Annotated in this window: 17 protein-coding genes; 16 read left to right on the top strand and 1 reads right to left on the bottom strand. The window is 31.1% G+C overall.

Annotated features, from left to right (window positions below):
* Positions 1-225 precede the first annotated feature (225 nt).
* From ACFFGL_RS08935 to purD, 10 genes are all read left to right on the top strand, one after another.
* Complete coding sequence (locus ACFFGL_RS08935; protein ID WP_309726801.1) at positions 226-1,422, top strand: oligosaccharide repeat unit polymerase; 1,197 nt, start codon at positions 226-228, stop codon at positions 1,420-1,422.
* Positions 1,412-2,476: a glycosyltransferase family 4 protein gene (locus tag ACFFGL_RS08930; RefSeq protein WP_378928311.1), complete on the top strand. Its 1,065-nt coding sequence runs from the start codon at positions 1,412-1,414 to the stop codon at positions 2,474-2,476. Before ACFFGL_RS08935 ends, ACFFGL_RS08930 begins: the two co-directional genes overlap by 11 nt.
* Positions 2,463-2,975 carry an acyltransferase gene (locus tag ACFFGL_RS08925; protein ID WP_309726802.1) on the top strand — a complete coding sequence of 171 codons (513 nt, stop codon included), beginning with the start codon at positions 2,463-2,465 and terminating at the stop codon, positions 2,973-2,975. Before ACFFGL_RS08930 ends, ACFFGL_RS08925 begins: the two co-directional genes overlap by 14 nt.
* Position 2,976: 1 nt before the next feature.
* Positions 2,977-3,825, top strand: coding sequence for a sialate O-acetylesterase (locus ACFFGL_RS08920; protein ID WP_309726803.1), 849 nt, complete (start codon positions 2,977-2,979; stop codon positions 3,823-3,825).
* Positions 3,826-3,828: 3 nt separating this feature from the next.
* The gene (locus tag ACFFGL_RS08915; protein WP_309726804.1) at positions 3,829-5,082 is read left to right on the top strand and encodes an O-antigen ligase family protein; all 1,254 of its coding nucleotides are present in this window, start codon (positions 3,829-3,831) and stop codon (positions 5,080-5,082) included.
* Positions 5,063-6,211, top strand: coding sequence for a hypothetical protein (locus ACFFGL_RS08910; RefSeq protein WP_378928308.1), 1,149 nt, complete (start codon positions 5,063-5,065; stop codon positions 6,209-6,211). The genes ACFFGL_RS08915 and ACFFGL_RS08910 overlap by 20 nt, the downstream gene beginning before the upstream one ends.
* A gap of 88 nt (positions 6,212-6,299) precedes the next feature.
* On the top strand, positions 6,300-6,998 hold the full coding sequence (locus tag ACFFGL_RS08905) for a WecB/TagA/CpsF family glycosyltransferase (RefSeq protein ID WP_309726806.1): 699 nt from the start codon (positions 6,300-6,302) through the stop codon (positions 6,996-6,998).
* A gap of 84 nt (positions 6,999-7,082) precedes the next feature.
* Positions 7,083-8,072, top strand: coding sequence for a UDP-glucuronic acid decarboxylase family protein (locus ACFFGL_RS08900; RefSeq protein ID WP_309726807.1), 990 nt, complete (start codon positions 7,083-7,085; stop codon positions 8,070-8,072).
* Between the two features lie 2 nt (positions 8,073-8,074).
* Positions 8,075-9,430 carry an undecaprenyl-phosphate glucose phosphotransferase gene (locus tag ACFFGL_RS08895; RefSeq protein ID WP_309726808.1) on the top strand — a complete coding sequence of 452 codons (1,356 nt, stop codon included), beginning with the start codon at positions 8,075-8,077 and terminating at the stop codon, positions 9,428-9,430.
* Positions 9,431-9,697: 267 nt separating this feature from the next.
* Positions 9,698-10,972 (top strand): phosphoribosylamine--glycine ligase, encoded by a 1,275-nt coding sequence (gene purD, locus ACFFGL_RS08890; protein ID WP_309726809.1) that lies wholly within the window; start codon positions 9,698-9,700, stop codon positions 10,970-10,972.
* Positions 10,973-10,975: 3 nt separating this feature from the next.
* Here the strand turns inward: purD and ACFFGL_RS08885 are convergent, their stop codons facing one another.
* Positions 10,976-11,206, bottom strand: a complete 231-nt coding sequence (locus tag ACFFGL_RS08885) for a DUF6341 family protein (RefSeq protein ID WP_309726810.1) — start codon at positions 11,204-11,206, stop codon at positions 10,976-10,978.
* A 171-nt stretch (positions 11,207-11,377) separates the two neighbouring features.
* Here ACFFGL_RS08885 and ACFFGL_RS08880 point away from each other — a divergent pair, with 171 nt between their 5' ends.
* From ACFFGL_RS08880 to ACFFGL_RS08855, 6 genes are all read left to right on the top strand, one after another.
* Positions 11,378-12,301, top strand: coding sequence for a DUF6427 family protein (locus ACFFGL_RS08880; protein ID WP_309726811.1), 924 nt, complete (start codon positions 11,378-11,380; stop codon positions 12,299-12,301).
* On the top strand, positions 12,298-12,939 hold the full coding sequence (locus tag ACFFGL_RS08875; protein WP_309726812.1) for a hypothetical protein: 642 nt from the start codon (positions 12,298-12,300) through the stop codon (positions 12,937-12,939). Before ACFFGL_RS08880 ends, ACFFGL_RS08875 begins: the two co-directional genes overlap by 4 nt.
* Positions 12,936-13,934, top strand: a complete 999-nt coding sequence (locus ACFFGL_RS08870) for a DNA adenine methylase (protein WP_309726813.1) — start codon at positions 12,936-12,938, stop codon at positions 13,932-13,934. The genes ACFFGL_RS08875 and ACFFGL_RS08870 overlap by 4 nt, the downstream gene beginning before the upstream one ends.
* A gap of 5 nt (positions 13,935-13,939) precedes the next feature.
* Positions 13,940-14,548 (top strand): DUF4254 domain-containing protein, encoded by a 609-nt coding sequence (locus tag ACFFGL_RS08865; RefSeq protein ID WP_309726814.1) that lies wholly within the window; start codon positions 13,940-13,942, stop codon positions 14,546-14,548.
* A gap of 155 nt (positions 14,549-14,703) precedes the next feature.
* Entirely contained in the window at positions 14,704-15,795 is a 1,092-nt protein-coding gene (locus ACFFGL_RS08860; protein WP_309726815.1) for a glycosyltransferase family 9 protein, read from the top strand.
* Positions 15,795-15,977, top strand: a complete 183-nt coding sequence (locus ACFFGL_RS08855) for a hypothetical protein (protein ID WP_309726816.1) — start codon at positions 15,795-15,797, stop codon at positions 15,975-15,977. The genes ACFFGL_RS08860 and ACFFGL_RS08855 overlap by 1 nt, the downstream gene beginning before the upstream one ends.
* The last annotated feature ends 217 nt before the right edge of the window (positions 15,978-16,194 follow it).

The raw sequence follows: 16,194 nt of genomic DNA, 5'->3' as shown, positions 1-16,194 counted from the left end.
TTAATGTGGTAATTTAAAACTCTGTTTACTCTTTTATTTTGAAGGATTGTAAACCCTGGAAATTATTTTCCACGTAAGAAGCCTATTATATTTGTAATTTTGTATTTAAGTAGGTTTATAGACCATATTGATAAAGAATTATTTCTAACAATTCTTTCTGGAAAATCTAAATAAACATCTGATCTCACGAATAAATTGAATTAATTTTTCAAATAGAAATATAAAATGATTAAACCTTTACCTTTTCTTAGAATTTTTATCAGTTTATTTTTACTAATAAATTTACTAGGTATTATAAACTTTAGTTTCTATGAAACGAGATTGGAGGTAAAAAGTCTTATTTATTTATTAGCAACTGGGTTAACAGGTATATTATTTGGAAATTTATTTATTAGGTTTTTAAAATTACCTATTTCTGAGAGTAAAGGTGTTTTTAAGAGCAATTTATTCCTAATAATTTATTATTTATCAAACTTTTTATCGATTACTTTAATTACGATTACTCATATTTTAAATAAAGGTATTATAATAATGCAAGGTGATAAAAGGTTTATTACCTTTTCTTATACAAATTTATTTATATATACTGCAATTATCACTACAATTGTATATAGTGCAATATTATTACAGGAGAAGCTTAGGTTCACTAAGCGTTTTTTATTTTTTTTATTTTTACAATCCTTATTTGTATTATCAATGGGGTACCGCTCCCCGTTAATTATTTTAATAGGAGGTGTGGTAATTGTTTTTTTAATTATCGATAACGGATATTTCAATAATATAAAAAAATTTTTTACGCCCGATAAACTGCTAATTTTAATAGTAGCTTTTACAACAATGTCTGCAATTTCTTATTATAGAGTATCACAACAATATGACCCAAATAAATTCTTTAAAAATATAGACTTTAATAATCTTGAAGATAAGCCATATTTAAAACCTATTATGCCAACTTTAGCAGTTTTTAGATACGATCAACAGGTTATATTAAAACTGATTGAAGAAACTGAAAATAATCACTTATTTGGAAAGTTAGCTATTACAAATTTTTTGACAATACTACCAGGTAAGCAATTGGGGGTTCGAAATAAAATTGGAGAAATTGTTGATGCTCGAAAGTTACCAGATGGTACGCCTTGGAGTATTACTCCAACTCTACAAGGGGCTTTATTTGTAGACGGAGGTTATATTGCTGTATATATAGGTTTTTTTATAGTTGGTTTTTTTGCTGAATTTTTAAAAAAATTAATGGTTTCAAAAAAAGATCCTTTTACAATAACAATATATAGCCTATTTATAATAAATACACTGATGTTAATACATACGGGTTATTATGATTTACTTTTCTTTATTTTATTAGTTCTAATTATTCTATTAAAATTCATAACCTATAGAATCAATTTTAAAATTCATGAAAATTAAGCTCATTTCAAATATGTATCCCTCTAAAGAGGATTTGTTATTCGGCGTCTTTGTAAAAAAGACCGTTAAAAACTTGACACAACTAGGGGCGATCTTTACTAAAGAAATAGTGATTAAGGGAAAAAGGAATAATTTTTTTAAAAAGATTTTTGCATATTTCAATTATTATTTTAAAGCAATTAAAAATATTTTCTCCAAAGATGAAGATGTTATTTACGTTCACTTTTTAACGCATAACATTCCTGTTCTTCTTTTCTATTTGAAATTTAGGAAAACACCCATAGTTTTAAATTTACACGGCTCAGATATAAATAAAGTAAAGGAAAGCTCATTTACCGATAAAATTCAAGGAAAAATACTGAATAAAGTCACTCAAATTATTGTCCCTTCGATGTATTTTAAAGAAGTACTTAGAAAGCGTTATCAACTAAAAACCCCAATTTATATATATCCTTCCGGAGGAATAAATACTGAACTTTTTAAACCTGCTAGCCTTAAGCAAAATGAAAACTTTATAATCTCATTTGTTTCTAGAATCGATAAAGGTAAAGGATGGAAAACTTTTTTAACACTGGTAGAAAAAATGAATCAATCCGGAATAGAAACAGAAGCCCTAATTGCTGGTGACGGAAAAGAAAAAGAAGTACTATTAGAAGCAATTAAAAATCATCCCTATAAAAATCAAATTACTTATCTCGGATTTCAAGAAAAAGAAAAATTAGCAAATATATATCAACAATCCGATGCCTTTATTTTTGCAACTGAATTACCCGAAAGTTTAGGGTTGGTAGGTTTAGAGGCAATGGCATGTGGAAGTATAGTGTTTGCAAGAAAAATTGGAGGTCCAGCTTATTATATAAATAATAATGAAAATGGCTTTTTATTTCTTGATGATGATGATCTTTTTAGTCGAATTACCGAATTCTACAATACTTCTTCAGAAAGAAAAAATAACCTTAAAAAAAACGCAATTACTACCGCTATAAAATACAACTCAAAAGAAGTATCTTTAAATTTGTATAAAAATTTTACAAGAATACATGAACAAAATTAAACTTATCATATACTATTTGATAATTTCAAAACTGCCCCATTCTCGTTTTTTAAGTGTATGTGCTAAAATAAGAGTTTGGTATGCAGCTAGAATTTTAAAAATTATGAAGTTTGATAAGAAGAGTAAACTTGAAAATAATGTATACCTTTCCGATGGTAAAGGAATAGAAATCGGTGAAAATTGTCGTATTAATGAAAACGTTTTTATTCAGGAAGCAGTAATAGGAGATAATGTATTAATTGCACCGAATGTTAGTATATTGAGTGTGGCTCATAAACATGATAATATTCAGCTTCCTATTATTGAACAAGGTAATTATCCTAATCAGCCGCCAAAGATTAAAGATGGTGTTTGGTTAGGACGCAATGTAATTGTAATGCCTGGAGTAACTATCGGTGAAGGAGCAATTGTAGGCGCAGGTGCAGTTGTAACAAAAAATGTTGAAGCTTATACCATTGTAGGTGGCGTTCCTGCAAAATTTATAAAGAAAAGAAATTAATATGAAAAAAATTCTACTACTCTTCTTATTAATATCGGTTTTCATTGGATGCAAAAAGGAGGAAGTAAAACTTTTTTTAGTTGCAGGACAACGCAATGCTATGGGAGTCGGAGACTCTCTTACTTCTGTTTATAAATCTAATAGACCTTGTTTTGAATATAATTCTTTATCCAATGAATACGAGATATTAAAAGATCCAATTGGGCAAAACCACTTGCATTTTCAGACAGCAAAATCAGGTAGCTTTTTGCCCGCCTTCGGCTACACTTATAATGAAATTTCTAATAAGAAAGTCTATATAGTACAATGTGCCAAAGGAGGCAGCAGTTTAACAGCACAAGCTGAAATAAAAAACTGGGGTAATTGGAGCGCAACAGGAAACTTATTTCAATCTTCTGTAAAAAAAGCTAAACAAGCATTAAAAAAAATAAATGAAGAAAATCAAGATAATTCCTTAAACGAAAAAATTAAATTGAGCGCCATTCTTTGGTCACAAGGAGAAAACGATGGGCAAGCAGTTGCGAGAAATCAAATTAGCATTCAGCAATATAAAACCGCTTTAAGAGAGCTTATTAAAAAATACCAAAATACTTTTGGAGAATCAGTACCTTTTATAATAATAGAAACCGGTACACATCGAGACTCTCTTAATAATGTTGGTTATACTAAAATAAGGTTGGCTCAACAAGATATAGCGAAAGAATTAGAGAATGTTTTTATAGGATATTCTGAAACAGCTTCTTTTCAAGAAAAGGGATGGTTAAAAGATCCGGTGCATTATAATCAAACTGCTCTTAATGATATAGGAACTAAACTTGCTTATTTTTATAAAAATTTAGAAAAGGAATAAATTTTGAAATTTACTTTCCCATATTTAAGGCAATTAACGATCATTAGCATTTTTGTGGCTACCTTTTTTTTGCCGTTAAAAACCTCCATTAGTAATATTGGATTAATAGGTGTAATTATAAGCACCTTAATAGCTTTTCTTACAAAAGGAATATCGACTGAAAATAAATTCAGTTCTTTTATATTTTATTCCCCTACGGTTTTTTTCATTCCACTTATTTGGGGCATAACCTATAGCTTTTCAAAAGAAGAAGCATTTAGTGAAATGACTAAATATATTTTTTTAGCACTAGTTCCTCTATTTATTTTTCGGAAAGATATTAGCACAGCGTATTATAAAAAATATGCTTCGTATGGAATTTTAATAGGTTCTATTGCCAGTACATTTATACTTTCTAGTATAAATATTTATAATTTTTCCCAAACAACTTATCCATTTCATTGGCTTTTAAACAATACGTTTACAGGCTTTAATTTTCTTTCTCCTTTTGAAAATCTCCATCCTATTTATGTAGGAATGTATTATAATATTGCTATTGCAGTTTTGCTATTTAGTATTGTAAAATTGAATAATTTTATCAGAATATTCTTAGCTCTAATATTAATAATCGGAATTTTATTTCTAGCTTCCAGAATTACATACTTAATATTATTTTTAATTATTGGGTTGTATTTAATTCATAATCTTTCATTTAAAATCTTCTCATTATTAGTAACAGTTGCTATTATTATTGGTGCGCTAAGTTTTTCCACCTTTCAAAAAACCTATGTATATCATAAATTAGTTACCGGGACTATATTCGATTTAAACGATAATATAGGAGAATATAATACGAATAATACCTTTAAAGTTGATTCACGTTATTCTCGTTGGAAAGTAGCCCTTGAGTTGATTGAAGAAAAACCATTGCTAGGTTACGGAGGAGGAACAGAAAATGAAATGCTCCTTAAAAAGTACAAAGAGTATAATATGAAAAATTCTATTGAAAGGCGCTATAACGCACACAATCAGTTTTTAGGATTTTTTCTAAGGTTTGGAGTTTTAGGCTTTGTACTTTTATTAGTTTATTTTATAAGTAATACGATAACGGCAATAAAATATCAACACCTGCTTTTTCTTGCCTTTCTTACTATTTTATTTTGGAGTTTTATGGTTGAAAACATTATGGATCGAAACATGGGAATTAACTTTGTAGCCTTGTTTGGAACTCTTTTTTATGCTGAATTTTTAACGGCCAATGAAAAGAAACATGTTTAAGTTATTGCGCAATATTCCCAACTCAACTTTTCTTTCAATTTTTTTAATTGTATTCTTTGTGGTTGAAGCTATAAATAAAATTCAAGCAGGAATATGGCATACTCATTTTGATATTCAAAAATATATTAAACTTTTCAGCCTTGTTTTTATGCTAGGGTATTTAACGCTCTATCACGGAAAACGATTACTATACTTAATTGGTATTACATTAATATTTTGTATAGGGCAGTTTTTTATAGAAGAAGATGGTTTTAGTTACTTATCTATTGTCGGCTTTTCTAGATACCTTCTATTTATAACTATTGTCATTTTTTTTTCAGAATTCGCTCAAAAGAAAATTCCCAATTTTCCAATCAAAATTTTTCACATTTTTATACTTATAAATAGTATCATAATTATACTATCATTTTTATTCAATATTGAACTTTTTCGAACATATGCCGGAGAAAGATTTGGATTTAATGGTCTGTTTATGACCTCGTCTAACACAACTTATTTTTATTTAATTACTTTTCTTTGCTTTTTTAATCGCTATAGAAGAGAAGTTTTTAGTAAACCCTTATTTTGGATAGCAGTGACTGCAGGATGTTTAGTAGGAACAAAATCTATTTATTTAGCTTTAATGATTTTGTTTTTTTTAGCAATTCTTTTTTTTATCAGAAATAATCGCACAAAATATATCTTTCTTATTTCGTTGTTTTTAATAGGAAGTGTGGGACTTTATTTTTTCTTTTCTACAAAAGTATTTTCTACTATTGTAAATGAAAACGGTTGGCTTACCGCCATTCTTTCTACACGCAATCAATTATTAGTAGACGAAACAATCCCATTTGTACAGAAAAATTGGAATGTACTTAATTATTTATTCGGTGGCCTGGCAAATCCTTTTTTAAGGCCACAATTAGAACTCTTAGATTTACTGCTCTTTTTTGGTATACTCGGCGGAGCATTCTACATCTATACTTTTGCAAAATTTTATTTCAACTTTTCCATTCAAAAATTATTTCCAGTTTTCACCTTAGCTTTGCTATTTCTAGTGACTTTAATTTCAGGAAATTTTTTCTATAATGCTACAGTTCCTATTTATTTAATCATTTTAAAATATTCTTTATTGAAGTTTAAAAAGTAGTGCTATAAAAAAACTATTCCATTACTTTTGTATTTTTTATATGCAGCAGTCAATATCCATTCTAAACACCAAAATTCATAACCTAAGCATGCAAGAAACATTGCAATTAATTTCGCAATGTATCGAGCAGAAAAGGCAAATTCACCATACAGTAGTAAATGCCGGTAAAATTGTAGCGCTTCAAAAAGATGAAGAATTACGCCAAAGTGTAAATGAAGCCGATCTAATTAATGCCGATGGGCAAGCGGTAATTTGGGCGTCTAAAATATTAGATAAACCTTTAAAAGAACGCGTTGCGGGGATCGATTTGTTTACCAATTTATTGAGTTTAGCCAAGCAAAAAAATTACAAAGTATATTTGCTGGGAGCCAAACAAGAAGTACTCGATGAACTTCTACAAGTAATCGATTTAACTTACGGAAAAGAAATAATAGCCGGTTACCATCATGGTTATTTTTCAAAAGAAGAAGAACCCACTATTGTAGAAAATATTTCAAAAAGCGGCGCAAATATGTTATTTGTAGCAATGAGTTCACCTAAAAAAGAAATATTTTTGCATCAATATAAAAATCCATTAAAATCAGTTAACTTTATTATGGGTGTTGGCGGCAGTTTCGATGTTATTTCAGGAAAAACAAAACGCGCTCCACTCTGGATGCAAACTGCCGGGTTAGAATGGTTTTATAGATTTATTCAAGAACCACGCAGAATGTGGAAAAGATACCTCGTAGGAAACACGAAGTTTATATCTTTGGTGCTGAAAGAAAAACTATCAAAAACCAAGTAGTTTTAAAAGGTAAGAATGAACTTTTTTACGCTTCCGCGGAAATTGGAACAAATAAAATTACACTAGATAGAAGAAGCAAATAAAATGGCAAAACGAATTCTAATTACGGGAGCAGCAGGATTTTTAGGATCTCATCTTTGCGATAAATTTATTGCTGAAGGTTACCAAGTCATCGGGATGGATAATTTAATAACCGGCGATAAAAAAAATATAGAACATTTATTTCAACATAAATCTTTTCAGTTTTTTCATCACGATGTAACCACGTTTGTTCACGTTCCCGGAAAGTTAGATTACATTCTTCATTTTGCTTCGCCGGCAAGTCCAATAGATTATCTTAAAATCCCTATTCAAACCTTAAAAGTTGGTTCATTAGGGACACATAATTTATTAGGATTGGCAAAAGAAAAAAACGCCCGAATTTTAATCGCCAGTACTTCAGAAGTTTATGGAGATCCTCAAGTTCATCCACAAGACGAAAATTATTACGGAAATGTAAACACCATTGGTCCGCGAGGAGTTTATGATGAAGCCAAACGTTTTCAAGAATCAATTACAATGGCTTATCATCGGTTTCACGGGTTAGAAACACGTATTGCCAGAATTTTTAATACCTATGGACCAAGAATGCGCTTAAACGATGGAAGAGTAATTCCCGCCTTCATCGGACAAGCTTTACGGGGAGAAGACTTAACGGTTTTTGGCGATGGTTCTCAAACGCGATCTTTTTGTTATATCGACGATCAAATTGAAGGAATTTACAGACTCTTGCTAAGCGATTATCAATATCCGGTGAATATTGGGAATCCCGAAGAAATAAGCATTCTAGATTTTGCTGAAGAAATTATTTCGTTAACCGCAACACATCAAAAAATTGTGTATAAAGAATTGCCTAAAGACGATCCTTTACAACGGCAACCCGATATTTCACGCGCAAAAGAAATTTTAAATTGGGAACCAAAAGTTAAGAGAGCCGAAGGGATGAAAAAAACTTACGACTATTTTAAAGGACTCTCGCTAGAAGAATTAGAGAAAAAGGAACACAAAGATTTTAAAGAGCATATCAGAAAATAAGTATGATACACAAACAAGGCAGATATTCTAGTTACTTGCGCCCAATGGCTTATCTTATCGATTTAGCCATTATTTTATTGTTTGCCTTGCAGTTTCAATTTCAGCTGGTCGATTATTTTAACTATGTCATTTATATTTCCATCGGCTGGTTATTGCTTTCTATAAAATCTAATTTTTATGAAATTTACCGCTTCACAAAAGCCATTCGAATCGTTTCGCTTACCTTATTACAAGCACTTTTATTCGGATTAATCGTGTTTGCTTTTTTTGGAATTTTTAGCGAATTAAGTCGACCGTATACGCGTATTCTTTTATACATCACCAAAGTCTTTTCGTTTATTTTAATCGCAAAACTGAGTATTTTTTACTTGCTTAAAAAATACAGAACCGCACTTGGCGGAAATTACCGAACTACCGTAATCATTGGGAAAAACAGTAAAACCAGAATTTTAAAAGAATTTTTTACAAAAAATCACGAATACGGGTATCAATGCAAGAAAATTTTCAGTCTTTCAACTTCTAACGAAGTTCAATTAGAAGATTGTTTTGAATATATTCTACAAAACAATATCGATGAGATTTACTGTTCTGTAGCCGAATTAGATAATGAGCAAGTAAATCAATTAATCGATTTTGCAGATAATAATTTAAAGGTTTTAAAATTCTTACCCGATAATAAAGACATTTACACCAAACAACTTAAGTTAGAATATTACGGCTATTTGCCTATTCTTTCCTTAAGAAATATTCCTATAGAAGATCCGTTAAATCAATTTATAAAAAGAGCATTCGACATTTTATTATCACTCTTTGTAATTGTATTCTTATTATCTTGGTTAACCCCAATTTTAGCAATTTTCATAAAACTTGAATCAAAAGGACCAGTGTTTTTCCGTCAAAAACGTAACGGACTCGATTACAAAGAATTTTATTGCTACAAATACCGCTCTATGAGAGTCAATAAAAAGGCAGATCTAGAGCAAGCAACAAAAAATGATAAGCGAATAACCAAAGTCGGAAAATTCATTAGAAAAACCAGTATGGATGAACTTCCGCAATTCATTAACGTTTTGTTAGGCGATATGTCGGTTGTTGGTCCGCGGCCGCATATGGTAAGTCACACGCATATGTACGCCGAACGAATCGATAAATTTATGGTGCGTCACTTTATAAAACCTGGAATTACCGGTCTAGCGCAAACTAGCGGATTTAGAGGTGAAGTTGAAACCGATTTCGATATCATTAGCCGAGTGAAATACGATATTTTTTACCTTGAAAATTGGTCATTGCTGTTAGATGTCAAAATAATTTTTCAGACGGTTTACAACGCTTTAAAAGGTGAAGATAAAGCTTATTAATTTTTATTGCAGTTTTACTTTATGTAAATGCCGATTTTACTAAGTTGAAAAAAGTGTTTTCAGATTCTACCAATCAAATCTTTTTTCTAAATATAGGATTATATGTTTTAAAAAATCGGATATCAAAACCTGTAAAATAATTTTTTCTCACGATAACTATTTCAATCAGAATTAAACCGTTTAAGATTTTCCGTTATTTTTTCTAAAAAATTAGGGCTTCAACCTACAAACAATTATTTTTGAAACTTCAATTTAAAAATAATCTCCATGAATATTCTTGTTTTAGGCTCTGGCGGAAGAGAACACACATTTGCTTATAAACTTGCAAACAGTAAAAAATGCGATCAATTGTATGTTGCGCCCGGAAATGCAGGAACTTCGCGACTTGCAGAAAACCTTTCCCTTAATCCTAAAAATTTTGAAGAAGTAAAACAAACCGTTCTTCAAAAAGATATTCAAATGGTTGTTGTAGGTCCAGAAGATCCTTTAGTTGAAGGGATTTACGATTTTTTTAGAGACGATAAAGAACTTCAAAATGTAAAACTAATCGGGCCATCAAAACGTGGTGCTTTGCTTGAAGGAAGTAAAGAACGCGCCAAAGAATTTATGGCGATGCACAATATCCCAACAGCTGCCTATGAAAGTTTTAAAGCTGAAAGTTTAGAAGCCGGAAAGAAATTCTTAGAAACCTTAAAGCCACCTTATGTTCTAAAAGCCGATGGTTTAGCGGCGGGAAAAGGCGTGTTGATTTTAAATGATTTAGCTGAAGCAAAACAAGAGCTCGAAAATATGCTTAGCAATCAAAAATTTGGTGCAGCGAGCGAAACCGTAGTAATCGAAGAATTTTTAGACGGAATTGAATTAAGCGTTTTTGTGTTAACCGACGGAAAAAATTATTTAACGCTTCCTACCGCTAAAGATTACAAACGAATTGGCGAAGGCGATACAGGCTTAAACACAGGCGGAATGGGAGCAATTTCTCCGGTTCCTTTTGCAGATCAAGAATTTATGCAAAAAGTGGAAGAACGCATTATAAAACCTACCGTAAACGGACTTCAAAAGGAAGAAATCGATTATAAAGGTTTTATTTTTATCGGTTTAATAAAAGTAGATGGTGATCCTTATGTAATTGAATATAATGTTCGAATGGGCGATCCGGAAACAGAAGTTGTATTACCGCGCCTAAAAAATGATTTAGTTGAGGTGTTTGAAAAACTAGCCGAACAAAAGCTAGATGAAATTAAGTTAGAAATTGATGAACGTGCTGCAGCAACAATTATGGCAGTTTCGGGCGGTTATCCAGAAGCTTACGAAAAAGGAAAAGAAATAACCGGTTACAATACAATTGAAGATTCAATGGTTTTTCACGCGGGAACCAAAGAAGAAAACGGAAAAGTGGTTACTAGTGGAGGTCGTGTAATTGCAATTACTTCCTTTGGAAAAGATTTCAATGAGGCACTAAAAAAATCTTATCAAAATATAGAAAAACTACATTTTGATAAGATGTATTATCGTAAGGATCTAGGAAAAGACTTGAACTAAAAATTAGTTCCAGTACTTTCCGTAATATTTTTCTTGACGCTCGTGCTCTTCATCAGCATACGTGCGTAATTGTTTTACCCAGTAAGAAAACGCAACTATCCCGATTAGGATAAAAATTATATTTACAGCATTTGCGGCAAACCAGCTCTCGAGTTCTAGTTCGCGAAGTGCGTCGTAAGGTATAAATAATACATCTTCAAATAAGGACTGTATAAGTTCTAAAAAATCTTTCATGAGTATGAAGGTTGTTATTTTGGTAGCACAAAAATAAGTAAATTTTTTTCATTTCGACTTCATCTTTTAAAGATGATAAAATTTTCTCTTCTTTCTCTTGGCAAAACCTAATTTAGTATTGTATATTTTCACAAAGAAAACTTTGTAAAAGTACGCAACAAATAAACACTCATGCTTACCAACTTTTTTAAGCGATCTAAGCCTATTCAATTTTTATTGGTAGGAATTTATATGAGTGTTTTTTTCATTATCGCTAATTTTTTTAATTCATCTGAAAATCTTTCTACGCTAGAAATTTTAAAGAATATTGGTTTTTTAATTGTCTATTTGGCGTCGATGAGTATTATAAATTTTTTGGTAAAACGAAGTGGTGTTACCAAAAAAAATACTTTTACCATTATACTTTTTGCCGTTTTTACACTTAGTTTTTTTCCTGTGCTGCGAGCAAATTACAGTTTATTAAGTGCATTTTTTCTGTTGTTGGGTTTACGGCGAATTATAAATTTAAAAACCGGAATTAATTATCCGCAGAAAATTTTTGATGCTACTTTATGGATTAGTATTGCGTCGCTTTTCTATTTTCCGTGTGTTTGTTTTTTAATTCTTCCTTATTTAGGAATTTTATTTTATACGCCAGAAAAGCTAAAATACTGGCTGATTCCCATTGTCGCTTTATTTACAGTAGTCATTCTTAATTTTTCTTTTCAGCTCTTGGTCGATGATCAAATTAGTATTTCAAAATATATTTTTTCACCCAATTATGATTTCGATCTTTATCGGAAAAATTCAATTTTATTTCCTTTAAGCGTGCTTTTAGCTTTTTCATTTTGGGTTCTTTTCAATTATTTTAAGAGAATTCAGAATTCAATAAAAAGGCAGAAAAAAGGTTTATATCTTATTCTATTCACCTGGATCATTTCAATATTTATTATTGTTATAAGCCCTACAAAAACGGGTGGCGAACTTATATTTTATAGCATTCCGGTAAGTATAATGGGCGCAAGCTATTTTGAACAAAAAGGCGAAAAGTGGTTAAAAGAAATTTTATTACTTACCTTAGTTCTCATTACATTTATTATTCCTTTTTTAATTTGAATTATTCCCTAGAACGTATTGAAAACGAACTTAAAAAACGACTTCCATATGCTTATAATTGGGGAAGAAAACAAAATGATGAATGGGATAACTACACTAATTTTATTTACGATTATTTAGAATGGGAAGCTGTGGTAACCGCTATGAAAGCCACTGCAGAAGCCTATAACCTAGATAAACGAGAATTATTTAATTATGCCGCAAATCGCTGGTTTAATTTTTGGAGCGCTATTGCGGTGGAACAAATTTTTACTGAAATTGAAGGAATAACCCCTGCGCTAAATTCAAAAAACCGATTAATAGATTTTAATCTCTTCGGAATTAATTTCGACCACAAAACCTCAAAATTCCCTAAAAAATTTCAGCAAACAATTTATTACGCGCAAACCCATGAAGAAGAATTATTATATTGGTTATTTAAAAACCAAAGTCAACAACAGCGCAAACATTTAGCCAACAGATTATTTATAATTGTCTATGCAGAAAACGGCGAACATTGGAAATTAAAAGCAGAAATTAGCTGGCTAAAACAAGTCATTTTAAAATATGTCGCTACCTTTGATGCTTCAAAGTTAAAAAAGCTGGAATTCCAAAACCAACAATCCGCTTTAGCAGCAATAATTTGGGCAACTAAATGAATTACATCGGTTCTAAAAACAAACTTTCAGAGTGGATTAAAACAACGGTAGAAAATAAAATTTCCATGCTGTTAAGCGAAGTTGTTTTTTGCGATCTTTTTGCAGGAACCGGAATTGTTGGCAGAAAATTTAAACCCTTTGTAAAGCAAGTTATTGCCAACGATGTAGAATATTACAGTTATATTTTGCTGAAAAATTACATTGGCAATCATCAAGAAATATCTTCCGCAGCAAATTATATTCAACAGCTGAATGAATTAAACGGAAAAAAAGGATTTATCGCTGAAGAATACGGCGAAAACGGAAAAGCCAACCGACTTTTTTTTTCTGAAGAAAACGCTCAAAAAATAGATGCGTGTCGCCAACAAATTGAACGTTGGAAAAGTGAGCATGAAATTTCAGCAAACACGTATTATTTTCTACTTGCTTCCTTATTAGAAAGTGCCGATAAAATTGCGAATACGGCTTCGGTTTACGGCGCGTTTTTAAAAAAAATAAAAACTTCGGCTTCAAAAAAAATGATTATAAAACCCGCAGAATTTTCACTTACAAAAAATAATCATCAAGTTTTTCAGCAAGACGGGAATAAATTAATTCAGCAAATAAAAGGCGATGTTTTATATTTAGATCCGCCTTATAATGCGAGACAATACGGGGCAAATTATCATTTACTGAATACTATCGCAAAATATGATACCTTTGTACCAAAGGGAAAAACAGGCTTACCCGATTATTATAAATCGGTTTATTGCAAGAAAAATGAAGTTGCAAAAGCTTTTGAAAAATTACTGGAAAACGCGCAATTTTCATATATTTTCCTGAGTTACAATAACGAAGGTTTAATGCCGCCCGAAACGATAAAAAAAATCATGCAACGCTACGGAAAGTATAGTTTGCAAACAAAAGAATATCAGCGTTTTAAAGCAGATAAAACAGAAAATAGAAATCATACGGCAAATGCCACAGTAGAATATTTACACATTTTAGAAAAATAAAGACTATGTTTTCAGACAAAGCCAACAAAATATTTCAAGAAGTCATTAAAAAATACCACGAAATCAATACGGTAGATCAACTTTTTAAAAATCCATATAACGATCAAGAGCAATTAATCGAGCATTTGTTATACAGAAAATGTTGGATAGATACCGTACAATGGCATTATGAAGATATTATTCGTGATCCTGAAATCGATCCGGTTTCTGCCTTAAAATTAAAGCGCCAAATCGATGCTTCTAACCAAGATAGAACCGATATGGTAGAATATATCGACAGCTATTTTCTCGATAAATTTAAAGATGTTGTGCCCAAAGATAATGCGACAATTAATACTGAAAGTCCGGCTTGGGGAATCGATCGTTTATCGATTTTAGCCTTAAAAATTTACCATATGAATGAAGAAGCAAACCGCGAAGATGCTTCTCAAAAACATAAAATGGCTTGCCAAGCGAAACTAGATATTCTACTGGAACAACGCGTAGATCTATCCACAGCGATTAATCAATTATTAGAAGATATAGAAAACGGCGATAAATACATGAAAGTCTATAAACAGATGAAAATGTATAATGATGAAGAATTAAACCCCGTACTGCGGAATAAAAAATAGAACAGAAATAAATAGCTTATTTCTGAAAAGTTTTTAAGAGAGTGTCATTCTGAATTTATTTCAGAATCTCATAACAATTATTGTTAAATGATGATGAGAACCTGAAACAAGCTCAGGTTGACGAAATCAATTTTTCGTTCAGTATTAACAAAATAATGAAAAAAGCTTTTAAAAGAAATTCTATTTCTTCCCCTTTGGGAGAAACTCCGAAGGCAGAGAAGTATTTACATATTTTAGTAATTCGGTTATCGGCGATGGGCGATGTAGCCATGTGCGTTCCGGTTTTACGCAGGTTGGTGAAACAATATCCTAATCTGAAAATTACGGTGTTAACCAAAGCTTTTTTCACTCCTTTTTTTGATGATATTTCGAATGTTGAAGTTCTCGTAGCCGATGTAAAAAATGAGCACAAAGGTTTTTTTGGTTTAGCAAAACTCGCTTTTCAACTTCGGAAAAATAATTTTGATGCTGTAGCCGATTTACACCATGTTTTACGTACCAAAATTCTGCGTTTTTTCTTCTTTTTCTTCGGAATAAAATGGAAAACAATCGATAAAGGTCGTGCTGAAAAAAAGGAATTAACGCGCTTAGAACCCAAAATAATTCAGCCTTTAAAAACAACGCATCAACGTTATGCAGAAGTTTTTTCAAGTTTAGGTTTTCCGGTAGATTTAACTCAAAAAGTAGAAGTTCCTAATTATCCAATTCCTAAAAAAGCACAAGAAATTTTAGGAAAAACACCGCGAAAATGGGTAGGAATTGCTCCATTTGCCGCACATGAAGCAAAAATGTATCCCTTAGATTTAATGGAAAAAGTCATTGCCGAAATCGATAAAAGTGAGGCTTATGAAATTATCTTGTTTGGCGGCGGAAAAAAAGAAACCGAAATTTTAAATAATCTGGCTTCAAAATATAAAAACGTAGAAAATTTAGCCGGAAAACTCAGTTTTAAAGAAGAATTGCACGTAATTTCTAATTTAGATGCGATGATTTCTATGGACAGCGGGAATGGACATATGGCGGCGCTTTTTCAAATTCCGGTAATTACAATTTGGGGTGCGACGCATCCTTTTGCAGGTTTTGCGCCTTTTCAGCAACCACAAGAAAATCAATTGCTTCCCGATTTAAAAAAATATCCCTTATTACCCACTTCAATTTACGGGAATAAAAAAGTTGAAGGTTATCACGAAGTAATGCGAAGTATAAATCCGCAACAAATTGTACATCAACTTAAAAAAATTGCATAATGAATTTTAGTTCAACTTCTTGGTTAACCTATACAATTTTGGCGTTGGTCGCAGTTTATGTAATTGTACGATTAATTCAATTTAAAACGCTAGATGGCAACCAAAAACGTCGCTTGTATTTAATGATTTTATTATTGGCAGTTTACCTTGGGGCAAAATTATTTGAACTCTTTTCTAATTAATTTTTCTTTAAAATATTTAAATCTAGTATTTTTGAATTATGAGTTTCTTAAAACAAATAAGCACATCTTTTAAAGATAAAAAGTGGAGTGATTTAATAAATGCATTGACGCTGATTATATATAGCTGCTTTATACTAACACCATCAGAAGGAATTTTTTTCTGGTTTTTATTTTTTGCAGGTTTCGTGTGGTTGGGTATTTTTATTTATAAACGCGT

The sequence above is a fragment of the Mesonia maritima genome, assembly GCF_042433895.1.
GTDB classification, from domain to species: domain Bacteria; phylum Bacteroidota; class Bacteroidia; order Flavobacteriales; family Flavobacteriaceae; genus Mesonia; species Mesonia maritima.
Note: the sequence above shows the minus strand (reverse complement) of the source record. Positions and strands in the feature narration are given on the sequence as shown.